The 15,070-nt window shown below is 69.7% G+C and carries 18 protein-coding genes; 5 read left to right on the top strand and 13 right to left on the bottom strand.

What is annotated here, in order from left to right; all coding sequences use genetic code 11:
• Positions 1–91: 91 nt before the first annotated feature.
• On the bottom strand, positions 92–727 hold the full coding sequence (locus QC180_RS05085; protein ID WP_278261417.1) for a TetR/AcrR family transcriptional regulator C-terminal domain-containing protein: 636 nt from the start codon (positions 725–727) through the stop codon (positions 92–94).
• Between the two features lie 92 nt (positions 728–819).
• Here QC180_RS05085 and QC180_RS05080 point away from each other — a divergent pair, with 92 nt between their 5' ends.
• Both QC180_RS05080 and QC180_RS05075 read left to right on the top strand, forming a co-directional pair.
• On the top strand, positions 820–1,818 hold the full coding sequence (locus tag QC180_RS05080; RefSeq protein ID WP_278261416.1) for an NAD(P)-dependent alcohol dehydrogenase: 999 nt from the start codon (positions 820–822) through the stop codon (positions 1,816–1,818).
• An 18-nt stretch (positions 1,819–1,836) separates the two neighbouring features.
• Complete coding sequence (locus QC180_RS05075; protein ID WP_278261415.1) at positions 1,837–2,004, top strand: hypothetical protein; 168 nt, start codon at positions 1,837–1,839, stop codon at positions 2,002–2,004.
• A gap of 10 nt (positions 2,005–2,014) precedes the next feature.
• Here the strand turns inward: QC180_RS05075 and QC180_RS05070 are convergent, their stop codons facing one another.
• Positions 2,015–2,596, bottom strand: a complete 582-nt coding sequence (locus tag QC180_RS05070; protein ID WP_278261414.1) for a CGNR zinc finger domain-containing protein — start codon at positions 2,594–2,596, stop codon at positions 2,015–2,017.
• Between the two features lie 30 nt (positions 2,597–2,626).
• Here QC180_RS05070 and QC180_RS05065 point away from each other — a divergent pair, with 30 nt between their 5' ends.
• The gene (locus QC180_RS05065) at positions 2,627–3,028 is read left to right on the top strand and encodes a RidA family protein (RefSeq protein WP_278261413.1); all 402 of its coding nucleotides are present in this window, start codon (positions 2,627–2,629) and stop codon (positions 3,026–3,028) included.
• Here the strand turns inward: QC180_RS05065 and QC180_RS05060 are convergent.
• Positions 3,018–4,163, bottom strand: coding sequence for a GDSL-type esterase/lipase family protein (locus tag QC180_RS05060; RefSeq protein WP_278261412.1), 1,146 nt, complete (start codon positions 4,161–4,163; stop codon positions 3,018–3,020). The genes QC180_RS05065 and QC180_RS05060 overlap by 11 nt on opposite strands.
• 106 nt (positions 4,164–4,269) lie before the next feature.
• On the opposite strand from QC180_RS05060, the gene QC180_RS05055 reads away from it, so the two are divergent.
• On the top strand, positions 4,270–4,764 hold the full coding sequence (locus tag QC180_RS05055; protein WP_278261411.1) for a MarR family winged helix-turn-helix transcriptional regulator: 495 nt from the start codon (positions 4,270–4,272) through the stop codon (positions 4,762–4,764).
• A 17-nt stretch (positions 4,765–4,781) separates the two neighbouring features.
• Here the strand turns inward: QC180_RS05055 and QC180_RS05050 are convergent, their stop codons facing one another.
• The 4 genes from QC180_RS05050 to QC180_RS05035 form a co-directional block, all read right to left on the bottom strand.
• The gene (locus QC180_RS05050; protein WP_474646398.1) at positions 4,782–6,749 is read right to left on the bottom strand and encodes a 5-oxoprolinase/urea amidolyase family protein; all 1,968 of its coding nucleotides are present in this window, start codon (positions 6,747–6,749) and stop codon (positions 4,782–4,784) included.
• Between the two features lie 89 nt (positions 6,750–6,838).
• A complete protein-coding gene (locus tag QC180_RS05045) occupies positions 6,839–7,456 on the bottom strand; it encodes an urea amidolyase associated protein UAAP2 (protein WP_278261409.1) in 618 nt (205 codons plus the stop codon).
• Positions 7,453–8,205 (bottom strand): DUF1989 domain-containing protein, encoded by a 753-nt coding sequence (locus QC180_RS05040; protein ID WP_278261408.1) that lies wholly within the window; start codon positions 8,203–8,205, stop codon positions 7,453–7,455. The genes QC180_RS05045 and QC180_RS05040 overlap by 4 nt, the downstream gene beginning before the upstream one ends.
• Positions 8,206–8,343: 138 nt before the next feature.
• A complete protein-coding gene (locus QC180_RS05035) occupies positions 8,344–9,873 on the bottom strand; it encodes an amino acid permease (protein WP_278261407.1) in 1,530 nt (509 codons plus the stop codon).
• Positions 9,874–10,089: 216 nt separating this feature from the next.
• Between QC180_RS05035 and QC180_RS05030 the strand changes: the two genes are divergently transcribed.
• The gene (locus QC180_RS05030) at positions 10,090–10,761 is read left to right on the top strand and encodes a TetR/AcrR family transcriptional regulator (protein ID WP_278261406.1); all 672 of its coding nucleotides are present in this window, start codon (positions 10,090–10,092) and stop codon (positions 10,759–10,761) included.
• Positions 10,762–10,774: 13 nt separating this feature from the next.
• On the opposite strand, the gene QC180_RS05025 is transcribed toward QC180_RS05030, so the two are convergent.
• The 6 genes from QC180_RS05025 to QC180_RS05000 form a co-directional block, all read right to left on the bottom strand.
• Positions 10,775–11,302: a hypothetical protein gene (locus QC180_RS05025; RefSeq protein WP_278261405.1), complete on the bottom strand. Its 528-nt coding sequence runs from the start codon at positions 11,300–11,302 to the stop codon at positions 10,775–10,777.
• A gap of 83 nt (positions 11,303–11,385) precedes the next feature.
• Positions 11,386–12,186, bottom strand: coding sequence for a family 1 encapsulin nanocompartment shell protein (locus QC180_RS05020; protein ID WP_278261404.1), 801 nt, complete (start codon positions 12,184–12,186; stop codon positions 11,386–11,388).
• Positions 12,187–13,242: a Dyp-type peroxidase gene (locus QC180_RS05015; protein WP_278261403.1), complete on the bottom strand. Its 1,056-nt coding sequence runs from the start codon at positions 13,240–13,242 to the stop codon at positions 12,187–12,189.
• Between the two features lie 72 nt (positions 13,243–13,314).
• A complete protein-coding gene (locus QC180_RS05010; protein WP_278261402.1) occupies positions 13,315–13,641 on the bottom strand; it encodes a cupin domain-containing protein in 327 nt (108 codons plus the stop codon).
• Between the two features lie 103 nt (positions 13,642–13,744).
• Positions 13,745–14,233: a dihydrofolate reductase gene (locus QC180_RS05005; protein ID WP_278261401.1), complete on the bottom strand. Its 489-nt coding sequence runs from the start codon at positions 14,231–14,233 to the stop codon at positions 13,745–13,747.
• The gene (locus QC180_RS05000; protein WP_278261400.1) at positions 14,230–15,033 is read right to left on the bottom strand and encodes a thymidylate synthase; all 804 of its coding nucleotides are present in this window, start codon (positions 15,031–15,033) and stop codon (positions 14,230–14,232) included. The genes QC180_RS05005 and QC180_RS05000 overlap by 4 nt, the downstream gene beginning before the upstream one ends.
• Positions 15,034–15,070 lie beyond the last annotated feature (37 nt).

The raw sequence follows: 15,070 nt of genomic DNA, 5'->3' as shown, positions 1-15,070 counted from the left end.
CCCCCGCTCGCCTACCAGGCCATCCCTGGTAGGCGAGCGCACCGTTCGAGGTGACCTTCGATCCCGGTGACCTGGTTCCCCGGTAGCGGTGTCAGTGGAGGCGGGCGAGGCCGTCGAGGAGTAGGTCGAGGCCGAAGGTGAAGTCGGCGGTGCCGGAGTGGGAGCCGGTGCTGACGAGGGTGGTGAGGGTGTGCATGTGGGGGTGGGTGTCCGGGGGGATGAGGGGGAGGAATCGGGTTGCGGCCGAGGCGTAGTCGGCGGGGTCGAGGGGGAAGTTGATGGCTTGGAGGGTGAAGCCGTAGATGTGGCTGTCCAGGGCGTTCCAGGCGTGGTCGGCCTGTTCGTAGGTGAAGCCCGCGGTGATCAGGCAGCCGAGGGTGGCGTCGACGTAGCGCAGCATGGCGGGGCCGACATTGACGCGGGAGCCGATCAGGCCGGTGGCCCAGCGATGGCGCAGCAGGACCTCGTGCGCGGAGATCGCGCGGCGACGTAGTTCGGCGCGCCAGTCGCCGTCGGCGCGGGGGACGTACATCTCGGCGACGACAAGGTCGCAGAGGCCGTCGAGCAGGTCGTCCTTGTTGGCGACGTGGTTGTACAGCGACATCGCCTCCACACCGACGACCTTGGCCAGCTTGCGCATCGACAGCGCGTCCAGCCCCTCCTGATCGGCGAGTTCGATCGCCGCGCGCAGGACTCGTGCCCTGGTGAGCGGGGTACGCGGGGCCACCGCGGCTCCTGACTGTCGTCCTTGACCTACTTACGGCGTAAGCGTACCGTCTGTCCGTAGAGACTTACACCGTAAGTAGAGATGGGGCAGGCATGACCGAGGTCGAGACGGCGACGATGACCGCGTGGGTGGCGCCCCGATACGGCGGCAGCGAGGTGTTGCGTACCGAACGCGTGCCGCGACCGGTGCCCGGCGCGCACGAGGTGCTGGTCCAGGTGGCAGCGGCCTCGCTGTGCAGCGGGGATCTGCATCTGCTCAACGGCACCCCCTACCTGCTCCGGCTCGGCTTCGGACTGCGCGGGCCCAAGCGCCCGATGATCGGCCAGAGCCTGGCGGGCGAGGTGGTCGCGACCGGCGCGTCGGTGACCGAATTCCGGGTCGGTGACCGGGTTTTCGGGGAGGTGTCCAGCGGTGGCTTCGCCGACTACGTGTGCGCGGCGGCGGAGTCCTTCGCGCTCGTTCCGACCGGGCTGAGCATGGAAGACGCTGCGGCGATTCCGGATTCGGGCATGACGGCGTTGCAGGGGTTACGCGATATCGGTGAGATCCGGCCGGGGCAGCGGGTGCTCGTCAACGGGGCATCCGGGGGCGTCGGGACTTTCGCGGTGCAGATCGCGAAGGCGCTGGGCGCGCACGTGACGGCGGTGTGCGGCACCCGCCATCTCGCGATGGTGCGCGAGATCGGCGCGGATGTCGTGATCGACTACACCACCGACGATTTCACCCACACCGACGAGCCCTACGACGCGATCTTCGACCTGGCGGGCAATCGCTCTCTGCGGCAGTGCCGTCGCGCGCTGACGCCCGACGGCGTGTTCATCTCCTCCGCGGCGGCACCCGGCGACAACTGGCTAGGCCCCGTCGTCTGGCTCGCCCAGGTAGCGCTCACCGACCTGTGCACGCGCCAGACCATCAAGGCGCTGCTGATGCGACCGGCCGCGAGCGATCTCGAGTATCTGGCCTCCCTCGTCGCGAGCGGGCAGGTACGTCCGGTCATCGAGCGCCGGTTTCCGCTGGCAGAGGCCGCGCGGGCGGTGGAAGTCTTTGCGCGGGGACATGCTTCGGGGAAGACGGTCCTGTATTCTGGATAGTGGAGAAGGGGAGGGGACATGAGCGATCAGCACGGTGCCGAGGCGGACCCGCGGGCGCAGTGGCGGCAGTTGCCGCCGGAGCCGGAGCGGTTGATCGAGGAGACCGCGGTGGATACCAGCGCGACCGATCACGGCCTGCCCGCCATCGACCTCACCGAGGAATTCGTCCGCAAGTACGGACTCTGAATCGACGCTGCTAGGCGCCCGCGTCGGTGCTGTGTGACTCGCGGTACTTGGCGACCTTGCTGAGGTTGCCGCAGCGGTCCATCGAGCACCATTTGCGGCGGCCGGGGCGTGAGGCGTCGACGAACAGCAGCCCGCAGTTCTCGGAGGCGCAGACGCGGATGCGATCGGCCAGGGGGCCGGTGAACAGGTCGATCGCGTCGCGGGCCAGGGTCGACAGCGCCGCTGCGGCGGTGGGGGCCGGGTAACTGGTCGTCAGGTCCGCGGCGAGCCGGGGTATCAGCGGGGGCTCGCTCGCGGCGTTGTTGATCGTCTCGATATCGCTGGGGGACAGGGGGTTTCCCGATGCCCGGCCGAAGGCGCCGCGGGACAGCGCGGTGCGCAGGACGCGGAAAGCGGCGAGGTCGGCGTCCTCGGCGGTGATGTCGGGGATCTCCAGGATGACGCCGAGCCAGCGGCCCAGGTCCTCGGCGGTGTGCACGATTTCCCAGACCGCCAGCGCGCCCTCGCCGCCGGTGTGTACCAGGTCCAGGCAGGGCCGACCGGTGCGGAAACGACGACGCACGTCAGGTGGGAGAGATTTTCGCTCTTGCATGACACCAGTTTAACTGGTTACGGTATGCGTATGGCAATCGCGACTTACATCAATCCCGACACCCTGCACAGCAACCCGGCGTTCTCCCAGGTGGTGCGAGTGCCCGCCGGTGCCGACCTGGTCTACATCGGTGGCCAGAACGGCGTGGACGCCACCGGCCGGGTCGTCGGCCCCGACCTCGCCTCGCAGGTCCGGCAGACCTTGGTCAACCTGCGGGCCTGCCTCGAGGCGGCCGGGGCCGAGCCCGCCGACGTGGTCAAGTGGAACCTGCTCATCAAGGAGGGCGAGAGCTTGCAGGAGGGCTTCGCCGCCTTCGGTGCCGCCTGGGAGCGCACCCCGCATCCGCCCGCCATCACCTTCGCGTTCGTCTCCGGCCTGGCGGTCGAGGGCGCGCTCATCGAGATCGAGGCGGTCGCCGCGGTCACCGGGTGAGCGCGCGACCGAACAGGGTGCCGACCGTCGCCGCCATCGCGGCGGCCCCGGCATCGTTGAGGTGCATGCCGTCGCCGCTGTCGAACTCGGCGCGCAGATGGTCGGGGCGGGCCGGATCGGCCACCGCGCGATCGACATCGAAGATCGAGTCGAAAACGTCGGTGGCACGCAACCATTCGTTGACGGCGGTCCGCGTCGGCTGGGTTTCCAGCAGCGGCATGCCGGGGTAGACGCAGCCCGCGTACGGGCCGATGGTGGCGGCGTGGACGCGCAGACCGGCGGCGTGGGCGCGGGTCGCCAGGTCGGTGAAGGCGGTGATCAGGTCCTCGGCGGTGGCCGGGGGCTGACCGGCCTGGGCGCCGAGAATCAGATCGTTGATACCGAAGTTCAGCAGCACATCGGTGACGCCGGGGACGGTGAACGCGTCGGAATCCGCTCGGGCGAGGCCGGATTCGCCGATCTCCTCGGCGGTGAGGCGGTTGCCGGAGATGCCGTTGTTGACCACCCAGCCGTGGTCGAGGCGGGCATTGAGCGCGTCGATCGACCGGCGATTGGTACTCGGTGTGGTGCCGAAACCCTCGAACCACGAGTCGCCCAGGGCCACGGCCACCGGGGTGTCGGCGGGTGCGAGGACGTCGATCCCGGTGACGAAGAATCGCGCCGGAACCTCTTGTGCCGCAGTGAGTTCTGTGTCGGCGGTGCGGTCTCCGGTGGGTACATAGGTGATCTCGCCCGGCTGATGCGAGAAGGTCGCCGGGCCGGTGGGTTCTGGCAGGTACAGGCTCAGCATCAGGTCCGTACCCGCGTCGACCGGAAGATCGATCGGATCGCTCACCAGCTCCGCGCCGGGGGCGATCACCGCGCTGGCCGCGCCGTCGAAGCGCACCTCTCGTGCCGTATCGGCGACGATCGCCGACCCGGTCTTGCGGCGGGCGACCCGCGCGGCGCCGATCGTCAGCGGGGTGGTGCCGTAGCGGTTGGTCAGCCGTACGCGCACCGCGTCGCCGCCACCGGCCAGGTGCAGGATCTGGCGGACGGTCTCGTCGGCGAACCCCCGTGATTCGGCGAGCTTGATCTGCTCGTACGGGCTGATCACGCCGGTGCGGAAACCGGCGACCCAGGTGTTGTGCTGCATGATCACTCCAATAGTTGCTGCGAGGAATATTGCGTAGACATAGGTCTACTCGTAGATATTCCTCGCGTCAACTATCCGCATGGCAAATATCGGCTAGGGTGGTGACATGTCCGCGCAAGAACTGTTCGACGATCCCCGGTTGACCAGCGCCGGTCTGCTCTTCGAGGCGAACAGTGGCCTCCTTGCGAAACTCGAACCCACCTGGCACGCGCACGGCCTGTCCGGTCTCGATCTCAACGCGCTCATGCGGCTGAGCAGGTCGGCGGGCCGTCGGCTGCGGATGTCGGATCTGGCGGCGCAGACCGAGCTGTCCACCAGTGGGGTGACCAGGCTCGTCGACCGGCTGGCCAGGGCCGGGCTGGTGGAGCGGCAGCTCGACCCCGCCGATCGGCGCAGCGCCCACGCGGCACTCACCGAGGACGGGGTCCGTCGCCTCGAACAGGTGCTGCCGGACTATCTGGCCGCGCTGGACCGCTGGCTGACCGGATTGCTGACGCCGGAGCAGCTCGAGGGCCTGGTCACCGGGTTGCGCGTCATTCGCGATGCCACGAATCCGGCGGCGACGGCGCTCGCCGACGCGCTCGCCGCCGAGGACGGCTGACGCCGCTCGTCCAGGCTTCAGTCGGCGAGTTCGCCCGCAGTGCGCCAGGATTGACGTTCGGCGGCGAAGGCTTCGGCCTGCACGGCGCGGAAATCCGCGATGTCGGTGGCGTTGTCGGCGAGGAAGCGGCGATAGTCGGCCAGGCGGAACTCGCCGTCGGCCACGGTGACGTCCACCTTGCCCGCGGCGAAATCCGCGCGCAGATCGAGCAATTCGTCGGGCTCGACGGGATACCAGCGGATGCGGTCGAAATAGCGCAGCAGCCATGGGGTTTCGGTGGCGAAGTGGTCGACGCCGGGGCCCGCGGTGCCGGTGGGGCGGGCGCGGTGGTTCCAGACCTGGGTGGTGCGGCCGACGAACTGGTAGCCGCCGGGGCCCTCCATGCCGTAGATGCACAGGTAGGCGCCGCCGATGCCGACGGCGTTCTCGGGGGTCCAGGTGCGGGCGGGGTTGTATTTGGTGGTGACCAGGCGGTGTCGGGGATCGGTGGGCGTGGCCACCGGGGCGCCCAGGTACACATCACCCAGCCCGAGGACGAGGTATTCGGCGTCGAAGACGGTGCGGTAGACGTCATCGACCGAGGTCAGGCCGTTCATCCGGCGGATGAACTCGATGTTCCACGGGCACCAGGGGGCGTCGGCGCGCACGCCGTGCATGTAGCGGGTGATGGCCTCGCGGGTCGACGGGTCGTCCCAGGACAGCGGCAGGTGGACGGTTCGGCTCGGCACCACCAGTTGATCGGAGTCGGGCAGCAGCGTTTCGGCCTCGGTGAGCAGGTCGAGCAGCCGGGGGATGGGCAGGACGGCAGGGTCGACGCGGATCTGCAGGGAGCGGATGCCCGGGGTGAGTTCGATGACGCCGCGCGGACGGACCGCGACGAGGTGCTGGTGCAGGGCGTGGACGCGGGCCCGCAGCCCGAGATCGAGGGTGAGGGTGCCGTATTCGACCAGGACGCCGTCGTCACCCTGGCGGCGGTAGGTCACGCGGGTCTCGTCGTCGACCTCGGTGCGGCGCAGGATGCCGTCGTCCCCGTCGCGGCCCGCCGAGAGGACGGTGCCGAGCGAGGCGCGCCGGGCGGGGCCGAGTTCGCGCGCGGGCGCGGCCTGTTCGGCGCGGACGGCCACGAAGCGCACGGTGTCGCCGGGGGCGAGTTGGCCGAGCTTCCAGCGGTCGGCGGCGACGACGGTGACCGGGCAGACGAAGCCGCCCAGGCTCGGGCCGTCGGGGCCGAGCAGGATCGGGGTGTCGCCGGTGAAGTCGAGCGCGCCGATCGTATAGGCGTTGTCGTGGATGTTCGACGGGTGCAGCCCTGCCTCGCCGCCGTCGGTGCGGGCCCACTCCGGCTTGGGGCCGATCAGGCGCACACCGGTGCGATCGGAGTTGAAGTGCACCTCGTAGTCGGTGCCGAGGATGGTGTCGAAGTCGTTGCGGGTGAAGAACTCCGGCGCGCCGTGCGGACCCTCGGTGACGGCCAGTTCCCAGCGGCGACCGAAGGCGGGGATGTCGGACATGGGGACGGCGGGGGCCAGGCGGGAGACGGGCTGGCCGAGGGGCAGGGTGTCGTCGGCGCGCAGGGCGGCGCCGGTGCCGCCGCCGAACTTGCCCAGGGTGAAAGTGGCAGCGCTGCCGAGGAATCGCTCGACCTCGATGCCGCCGGAGATCAGGATGTAGGCGCGCATGCCGGGGCCGCGGATGGCGCCCACGTCGAGCAGGCCACCGGCCGGGACCTCGACGTTGCGCCACTGTTCGACCGGCCGCCCGTCGACGCGCACGTCGGCGACGGCGCCGGTCACACACACCCAGGTCGGCTCGGCGAACCGCAGGGCGGGGCCGCCGAGGGTGCACTCGAGTCCGGCGGCGCCTTCGGGGTTGCCTAGGACGCGGTTGCCGAGGCGGAACGACAGGTCATCCATGGGGCCTGACGGTGGAACACCGATGTGCCAGTAGCCGATTCGGCCCGGCCAGTCCTGCACGGTGGTCTGCATCCCGGGCCGCACCACCTCGACGCACCGCACGGCCGGTGCGGTGTCGATCTCGGACAGGTCGACCCTGGGCGCCTCGGTGGTGACGGGGCTCATCGGGTCACCACCATGCGCACGGGCGTGGGGTCGAAACCGTTGCAGGGATTGTTGATCTGGGGGCAGTTGGAGACCAGGACCAGGGTGTCGATCTCGGCGCGGAGGACGACCTTCTTGCCGGGGGCCGAGAGCCCGTCGACGATGCCGAGGGTGCCGTCGGCCTCGACCGGGACGTTCATGAACCAGTTGATGTTCGACACCAGGTCGCGTTTGCCCAGGCCCCACTCGAGGGCGGCGGTGAGGAAGTTCTCGACGCAGGCGTGCTGGTGGCGGGTGTGGTGGCCGTAGCGCAGGGTGTTGGATTCCTGCGAGCAGGCGCCCGCGATGGTGTCGTGATTGCCGACCTCGTCGGCCAGCACGGTCATCAGCGGGGTGCCCGCCTCGGTGAGCAGCACGCTGCCGGTGGTCAGGAAGATATTGCGCTGGGCGGCGACGGTGGCCTGGGCACTGTAGCGGTCGGTGCGGTCGGCGGCGGAGTAGAGCAGGCAGTCGACGGCCTGGTTGCCGTGCAGGTCGATGATCTCGAGCTGGTCGCCCGCCCGGACGATCGCCGACCACGGGGCCTGCGCGGGCACGGTCTCGTCGAGGACGACGGTGCGGGTCGCGGCGGTCATGCCGACACCTCCTGGTTCAGCGCGGCCGCCCAGGCGGCTTCGGTGTTGTCCACGGCCCGGCGGTATTCCGGGTCGTCGTTGGGCAGGGTGGCCAGGTCGGCGGGGGCGGGCCAGGCCACCACGTCGAGGTCGCCGGTGGGGCTGTCATCGAGGGGATGGGCGGCGGTGGCGACCAGCAGCGTCACCGGGAGGTGGATGAGCAGGTCGACGGTGGCGCCCGGGTGCGCGTTGCCGGTCGCGACGAGAGCGCCGTCGGCCTCGACCCGGACGCCGCGGAACAGCGAGATCGACGGGCCGACATCGCGGGGTTCCAGCCCGTGCTTGGCACCGGCCAGGTGCAACTGGTGGCGACCTTCGGCGCTCGGGCCGCAGAGCGTGTCGTGCTGGCCGGAGGAATCGGCGAGCACGGTGGCCAGCACGCGGCCCTGATCCGAGAGCAGGGGATGGCCCGCGCTCAGATACGCCTGCCACGGCACCTTCACCGTGTCGGCGACATTGAGCCGCTCCCACGGGGCCTCGGCGCGCAGCAGCAACAGGTGCGCGCAGGTGGTGCCGGACGGGTCGGCCAGCCGGACCCGGGTGCCGCGCCCCAGCACGACGGTGGTGTAGCCGCCGGAGGGAACGCGCTGGGCGAAGACGATCGCGTCCGGATCGACTCCGGCGGGGAGATCGGGCTGCGCGAGGACGGCCGCGGCGGCCTGGGCACGCGCGTGGGCGCGGGCGCCCTCGGTGGACTGGGTACTGGTCATCGCGATCTCCTCGGCGAACAACGCTGCTCGCGCTCGATGGGGTCGATGGGCTGGGGGGAAGCCCCCTGATACCGGTGGACCGGGGCGATGGTGATGGTGCGCGCGCCGCCCCGGTCTCTTCGTGCGGTCGTGCCCCGGCTACGCGGGGGCGGGCTCGATGGTGGGTGCCGGGTCGGAGGCAGCCACGACGAAGCGGTAGACGACCGCGCCGGTGCCGAGGATGACCAGCACCGACAGCGGTCCGGCCCACAGCTGCCACCAGCTGCCGCCCTCCGGGGTGTAGACCTCCGGGCGCGGCCAGGCCAGGTTGACCACCATGGCGACGCCCCAGACCACCGCGAGCGCGTTGATCGGGACGCCCCAGCGGCCCAGGGTGAACAGCGACGGGTCGTCCACGGCGGGCAGGCCCTTGATCCGGCGCACCAGCAGCGGCACCGTCACCAGCAGATACGCCACATACAGGCTGACGATGCACACGCTGGCCAGGGTGGCGAAGATGGCGGGGTTGCCCAGGTTCAGCACCAGCAGGCCGATGCCGAGCGCGCCGATCACCACGGCGGGCCAGACGGGCGTGCCGAAACGCGGGTGCACGGTCGAGAGTGCCTGGGAGAACGGCAGTTTGCCGTCGCGGGCCATGGAGAACATCAGGCGCGATCCGGCGGTCTGGATGGCCAGCGTGCACACGATCACCGCGACCGCGACACACCCGAGCAGTACCGAGCCAGCGGGGCTGTTCAGCTTCGCGGTGATGACGTAAGCCAGTCCACCCGAGGTCAATTCGCCGTCGGACAGGCTCGGTGCCGCCATGAGCGCGCCGATCAGCATGAGCCCGCCACCCAGCGCCGACATCGACAGCGCCAGCAGGATGGTGCGCGGCGCCACCCGGCGCGGGTTCTTGGTCTCCTCGGAAAGCTCACCGGCGGAATCGAATCCGACCATCACGTACGCGGCCATCAGACCCGAGACCAGGAACGCGGCCCAGTAGGGGCCCGGCGCGGCCTGATCGGTGTGCAGCACCACATCGGGCCCGCGTTCGGCGCCGGTGAAGAACAGCGCGATGATCGCGAGCACGCCGACGATCTCGATGGTGACGCCGATGGAGTTGATCCTGGCCATCAGGTCGATGCCGATCACATTGATCGTGGTGGTGAGCACCAGCAGCACACTGCCCAGCAGCACCGCGTTCATGGCGCCGTCGCGGGAGGTGAGCGCGGTGTCGGTGCCGATGATCTGGAATCCGCTCCAGATCGAGGGCAGCACCACCTGCAACGCGATCGCGGCCGCTGCGGCGGTGACGACCTGCGCGATCACCATCATCCAGCCCGCGAACCAGCCGACCAGGCCACCGGCCAGGCGCCGCGACCACTGGTAGATACAGCCCGAGATCGGGTACCGGGCGGCGAGTTCGGCGAAGTTCAGGGCGACCAGGAACTGACCGGCGAAGACCAGCGGCCAGGTCCAGAAGAACGCGGCGCCGCCGAAGCCGTAGCCGAAGCCGAAGAACTGGAAGATCGTGGTGAGAATCGAGACGAACGAGAAGCCCGCCGCGAAGGAGGCGTAGCGGCCCAGCTTGCGGTGCAGCACGGGCTCGTAGCCGAAGCGGGCGAGATCGGCGCTGTCGCGGCCGGTTCCGGGCGGGACGGCGGGGGAATCGAGAGTCGTGGCCATGTCGGTGTCCTTCGGCGGTGCGGCCAAATATCTATCAGTCGATAGTTTTGCGCGCGTGATCGCTCGAACGGTGTCGTGCGTGTATCGACTATGGGGCTCCCGGTTACTTCTGCGTTGCCCAGGTTTCTGTCGAATGACAGGAATTCGACCGCGCGTCATCGGCGCTGGTGAGGTGCCCGCCGTGGCCGCCATTCGGACCGATGACAGAATCGATCGGTGGCAAACCTCGGTCCCGGGCGTCCCCGGCTGGCACAGCGGCGCAGGCAGGGGACCACGCCGCGCGCGGAGATCCTCGACGCGGCGGCGGAACTGTTCACCACGCAGGGCTACGCCAATACCTCCACCCGCGCGGTGGCCGACGCGGTCGGCATCCGGCAGGCGTCGCTGTATCACCATTTCGCGGCCAAGGACGACATTCTCGACGCGCTGCTGGCCGAGACCATCGCGGGCCCGGTGGAATTGGCCGAGCGGATGCGGGACGAGCCCGAGGACGCCGTGACCGAGCTCTACGCGCTGGCGCTGTTCGACGTGCGTCAGTTACGCACCGCGCGTTGGAATCTCGGCGCGCTGTACCTGCTGCCGGAGCTGCGCACCGAGCGCTTCGGAGAATTCCGGCGGCGGCGCGACGAACTGCGGGCGCACTACGAGCGGCTGGCGGTCGCCGCCGCGACGGCGGCGCGGGTCGGCGACGACGCGCGGATTCTGCCGTTCCGACTGGTGGAGACCGTGATCGGCATCCGGTCGGATGAGGGGGTGGCCGGGCCCGAGACGGAATACGTCATCCCGGACGCGATCGCGCGCATCGTCGGTTACGACGGTGACCCCGCGCCGGTGCGGGCGGCCGCCGAGGCGTTGCTCGCGCGCGTCGGCGAGATCGCGGCGGACTGAACCTCGGGCGTGGTCAGCGGGCGGTCGGCGGGGCGATCTGCCAGTGCTCGCTCAGGGCTTCCGCGATCTCGGGCAGCACGGTGATGGGAACGCGCTTGGCGCGCAGCAACTCCCGGATCTCGGTGACCTGTTCGCGCTTGCGCATGTCGTAGGCGCCCGAGACCGGTCCGAGGACCGGCGGGATCGACAGCAGGACGAGTTCGTCGCTCGATCCGCCGTTGAGGTCGAGCGCCAGGGCCCAGCGGGCGTGCTCGTCGAGGGTGAAGCGGCCGCCGACGACGCGATCCCACGGCACGGTCGCCGCGCGGAACGGGGCGCGGACCGAGATCGAGTGCTCGGTCAGCTCCACGACATCGCGCGTGAACAGCGCCGCGCCCACGCCGATACCCGCCGCGACACCGAGCAGGATCCACGCGAAGATCCGGTTCACGCCGAACATCGCCAGACACAACCCGACGACACCGGTGGCGACCAGCGCGCCGATCGCGCAGTAGAGCAGGCTTCGCCCCGCCGGAACGACACCGGCACGTACCGCAGACATGCGACCTCCCTCGTGGCCGGTTCCGCCTACGACCGGGCCGACCCGATTCTGGCAGAAGCGGGCCGCCCGGTCACGGGCCGGACTCAGGCGTCGAGCGCGACCGCCGCCTCGGCGGTGTTGACCAGGAAGGTGAGGCTTTCCTGGAAGTACAGCTGCACGGTCTCGGCGTCGTGGGACAGGTAGCCGATGGACAGGTCCTGGCCGATCCGCAGATCGAAGTCGCCGCCACGGGTGGTGAGCACGAAGGCACCGTCGATGGCCGGAGCCCAGATGATCTCGCCGGAGGGCAGCAGCCGCTCGATGTGGGTGCGCACCGGGTGACCGTGGTCGGAGGTCTCGCTGACCTCGGTGTACAGGTCGGCGCTGAGCAGCACCGAGTACGGGCCGTCGACACCGGCCAGGCGCAGCTCGGTGAGCGCCTGCGCGATGGCCTCCGGGGTGGCCAGCACATCGCTGGGCACCGCGATCGAGGCATTCGAGGCCGCGGCCCTGATGCCGGTGATCTGGGCGGCCGCGTAGCCCTCGAAGATGGCGCGGTCCTCGGCGAAGGCGATCTTCTTGGCGGCGTCCTTCACCGGGTCCAGGTCGGCGTCCTGCGCGCCGCGCTCGATGTCGTCGAGTTCCTGGCGCGACAGCGTGAACGGCACCCGCAGCTCGACCAGCGGCGCGACCAGCCGCTGCCTGGCCTGCACGCCGTCGCCCGGTGCCGAGATCGGCGCGGTGCGGCCGAGGCCGACCGAGGAGTACGCGGTGCCGTGCGGGCCGGAGACGTCGACCACGCGGCGACCGGCGATGTGCCGCTTGAAGGTGCGGGTGGCCTCCTCCTCGATGGCCTCCCACGCCTCGCCGCTGATCGGCGCGAGTTCGCGATGCAGGTTGTTCATTCAGTTACTCCTTTTCATCGAGCCGATGCCGAGTGAACCGTTGGGTACCGCCGCGGCGGCGGCGTTGGCCTGTTCCACCGGGACGAATTCGGCCAGCGCGTCGCTGGCCGGTTCGGTGGCGACGGACTCGGGTGCGTCGGGCAGGTCGTCGAGGAAATCGACGGTGGGGGTGAAGAACGAGGTACCGGTGACGGCGAAGGAGAAGTCGAGGATGCGGTCGTAGGCCGCGTCCTCGGTGCCGAGGAACATGCGCTCGAGCATGCGCTCGGTGACGCTGGGCGTGGCCGCGTAGGCGATGTAGTAGGTGCCGAACTCGCCGCTGCCGATGGTGCCGAAGGGCATGTTGGCGCGCATGATCTGGCGTTCGGTGCCGTCGGGGTCGACCAGGGTGTTCACCGCGACGTGCGAGTTGGGGGGTTTGACGTCGTCGGGCAGTTCGTAGTCGCCCAGCTTGGTGCGCCCGATCACCCGCTCCTGCTCCTCGATGCTCAGCGCGTTCCACTGGTCGAGCGGGTGGGTGTACTTCTGCACGATGACGTAGCTGCCCCCGGTGAAGGCCGGGTCCTCGGCGCCGATCAGGACGGCCTCGGCCGCCGCCTTGCCCTCGGGATTCTCGGTGCCGTCGACGAAACCGAGCAGGTCGCGCTGCTCGAAGTAGCGGAAGCCGACGGTCTCGTCGACGACGGTGGCCGCGCCCTGCAGCCGCGCGCCGATCACCATGGCCAGTTCGAAACAGGCGCCCTGGGTCTCGGCTTTGATGTGGAACAGTAGGTCGCCAGGCGTGGCGGGAGCGCTGTGGATCGGGCCGTTGTAGCCGGGGAACTCGTGCAGCTCAACGGGTTTGGGTCCGGTGAACAGGCGGTCCCAGGCCGCCGAGCCGATCGAGGTGATGCAGGCCAATCCCTCGCCGGGCACGCGGAAACCGACCGAACGGCGCAAACCGGAAATATCCGACAGCAGGTCGCGAACGGTGGCCTCACCGCCCTCGTCGATGGTGACGACGAGGAAGATCGCGGCAGGCGAGAGAGGATCGAGTACCGGTTGTGGCTCACCCATGGCGTCCAGCGTACGGGCCGCTACCGACACCTTCGGTCAGTGCCCGGGTGTGTCAGCCGATTCCGGGCACCGCTACTTGGCGACGGTCAGCAGGAACGCGACGTTGTCGATGGCCTTGACGCTGTGCCGGGCACGCGGCACGACCAGCAGATCGCCCGCCGAGCCCTTCCACTCGTCGGTGCCCGCGATGAGCACCAGGGTGCCGGAGAGGACCTGGATCGTGACATCGCCCGCATTGTCGTGCTCGGCCAGGCTCTGGCCCTCGGTGAGGGCGACCACGGTCTGGCGCAGGGCGTGGGTGTGACCGCCGATGACGGTCTGCGAACTCCGGCCACTCGTCGAGGTGGCGGCCAGCTTCAATTGCTGGCGGGCCACCGCGGTCAGCGATTTCTTGTCCATGGCAAAGCGCCTTTCGCAGGCTTCTCGCGGGCTGGTATCGAGGAGTATGCCCGAGACGCCGCGTCGCGTCGGCCGTTTTGCTCGGACCGTTAGCCCGATGTTGTCAGCCGCGGGTGTAGTGACGAATGCGATAGCGCAGGCCGGTTTTCGACACCAGCCACGGGGTGTCCTCGGCGTGCCATTCCGGGCCGATCTCGGGGGCGAAGGCGTCGCCCGCGACGGTGGTATCGATCTCGGTGACCTGCAGTCGTGTCGCGAACGGGAGTGCGGCGCGGTAGATCTCGCCGCCACCGGCGACCCAGGTGTCGGCCGCGCCCGCCAGGGTCAGCGCGTCCTCGAGCGAGCTCGCGCGTTGCGCGCCCTCGGCCGACCAGTCGGGCTGGCGGGTCACCACGATGTTGCGGCGGCCGCTCAGCGGGCGGTAAGCCGGGGGCAGCGAGTCCCAGGTGCGGCGGCCCATGATCACCGGGTGACCCATGGTGGTGTTCTTGAACGCGGCCATGTCCTCGGGGACGCGCCACGGGATGGTGTTGTCGACACCGATCACGCCGTTGTCGGCCTGGGCCCAGATGAGGCCGATGGCACGGCTCACACCGCCACCGGGGCCTTGATCGGCGGATGGTGGCGGTACTCGGACAGTTCGATGTCCTCGTAGGTGTAGTCGAACAGGCTGGTCGCCGGGCGCAGGCGCAGCTGGGGGAACGGGTACGGCTCGCGGGTGAGCTGTTCGCGCACCTGGTCGACGTGGTTGTCGTAGATGTGGACGTCACCGCCGGACCAGATGAACTCGCCGGGCTCGAGCTCGGTCTGCTGGGCCACCATCAGGGTGAGCAGGGCGTAGCTGGCGATGTTGAACGGCACGCCGAGGAACAGATCGGCGCTGCGCTGGTAGAGCTGGCACGACAGCTTGCCGTCGGCCACGTAGAACTGGAAGAACGCGTGGCAGGGGGCCAGCGCCATCTTGTCCAGATCGGCGACATTCCACGCCGAGACGATCATCCGTCGCGAATCGGGATCGGTGCGCAGGGTGTGCAGGACCTGGGAGATCTGGTCGATGTGGGTGCCGTCGGGGGTGGGCCAGGACCGCCACTGCACGCCGTAGACCGGGCCCAGCTCGCCGTCGGCGTCGGCCCATTCGTCCCAGATGGTCACGCCGTGCTCGCGCAGCCAGGACACGTTCGAGTCACCGCGCAGGAACCACAGCAGTTCGTAGGCGATGGACTTCATGTGCACGCGCTTGGTGGTGATCAGCGGGAAGCTCGTGGACAGGTCGTAGCGCAGCTGATGGCCGAAGATGCTGCGGGTGCCGGTCCCGGTGCGATCGGCTTTGGGAGTGCCCTCGGCCAGCACGTGCCGGAGCAGATCCTCGTACTGCGTATCAGGGGTCGCCACGGCTGCCGAGTCTACGTGCCCGGCGACCTGGCAAGCT

Origin of the sequence: Nocardia anocheti (genome assembly GCF_029675105.1) — a bacterium.
Classification (GTDB): Bacteria; Actinomycetota; Actinomycetes; order Mycobacteriales; family Mycobacteriaceae; genus Nocardia.
This window is presented reverse-complemented; position numbering and strand designations above follow the sequence as displayed.

Bases quoted from the DNA above. Each gene is read 5' to 3' on its own strand.
- QC180_RS05080 (WP_278261416.1), top strand. From the start codon at position 820: ATGACCGAGGTCGAGACGGCGACGATGACCGCGTGGGTGGCGCCCCGA.
- QC180_RS05075 (WP_278261415.1), top strand. From the start codon at position 1,837: ATGAGCGATCAGCACGGTGCCGAGGCGGACCCGCGGGCGCAGTGGCGG.
- QC180_RS05070 (WP_278261414.1), bottom strand. From the start codon at position 2,596: ATGCAAGAGCGAAAATCTCTCCCACCTGACGTGCGTCGTCGTTTCCGC.
- QC180_RS05065 (WP_278261413.1), top strand. From the start codon at position 2,627: ATGGCAATCGCGACTTACATCAATCCCGACACCCTGCACAGCAACCCG.
- QC180_RS05060 (WP_278261412.1), bottom strand. From the start codon at position 4,163: ATGCAGCACAACACCTGGGTCGCCGGTTTCCGCACCGGCGTGATCAGC.
- QC180_RS05055 (WP_278261411.1), top strand. From the start codon at position 4,270: ATGTCCGCGCAAGAACTGTTCGACGATCCCCGGTTGACCAGCGCCGGT.
- QC180_RS05050 (WP_474646398.1), bottom strand. From the start codon at position 6,749: ATGCAGACCACCGTGCAGGACTGGCCGGGCCGAATCGGCTACTGGCAC.
- QC180_RS05045 (WP_278261409.1), bottom strand. From the start codon at position 7,456: ATGACCGCCGCGACCCGCACCGTCGTCCTCGACGAGACCGTGCCCGCG.
- QC180_RS05040 (WP_278261408.1), bottom strand. From the start codon at position 8,205: ATGACCAGTACCCAGTCCACCGAGGGCGCCCGCGCCCACGCGCGTGCC.
- QC180_RS05035 (WP_278261407.1), bottom strand. From the start codon at position 9,873: ATGGCCACGACTCTCGATTCCCCCGCCGTCCCGCCCGGAACCGGCCGC.
- QC180_RS05025 (WP_278261405.1), bottom strand. From the start codon at position 11,302: ATGTCTGCGGTACGTGCCGGTGTCGTTCCGGCGGGGCGAAGCCTGCTC.
- QC180_RS05020 (WP_278261404.1), bottom strand. From the start codon at position 12,186: ATGAACAACCTGCATCGCGAACTCGCGCCGATCAGCGGCGAGGCGTGG.
- QC180_RS05015 (WP_278261403.1), bottom strand. From the start codon at position 13,242: ATGGGTGAGCCACAACCGGTACTCGATCCTCTCTCGCCTGCCGCGATC.
- QC180_RS05010 (WP_278261402.1), bottom strand. From the start codon at position 13,641: ATGGACAAGAAATCGCTGACCGCGGTGGCCCGCCAGCAATTGAAGCTG.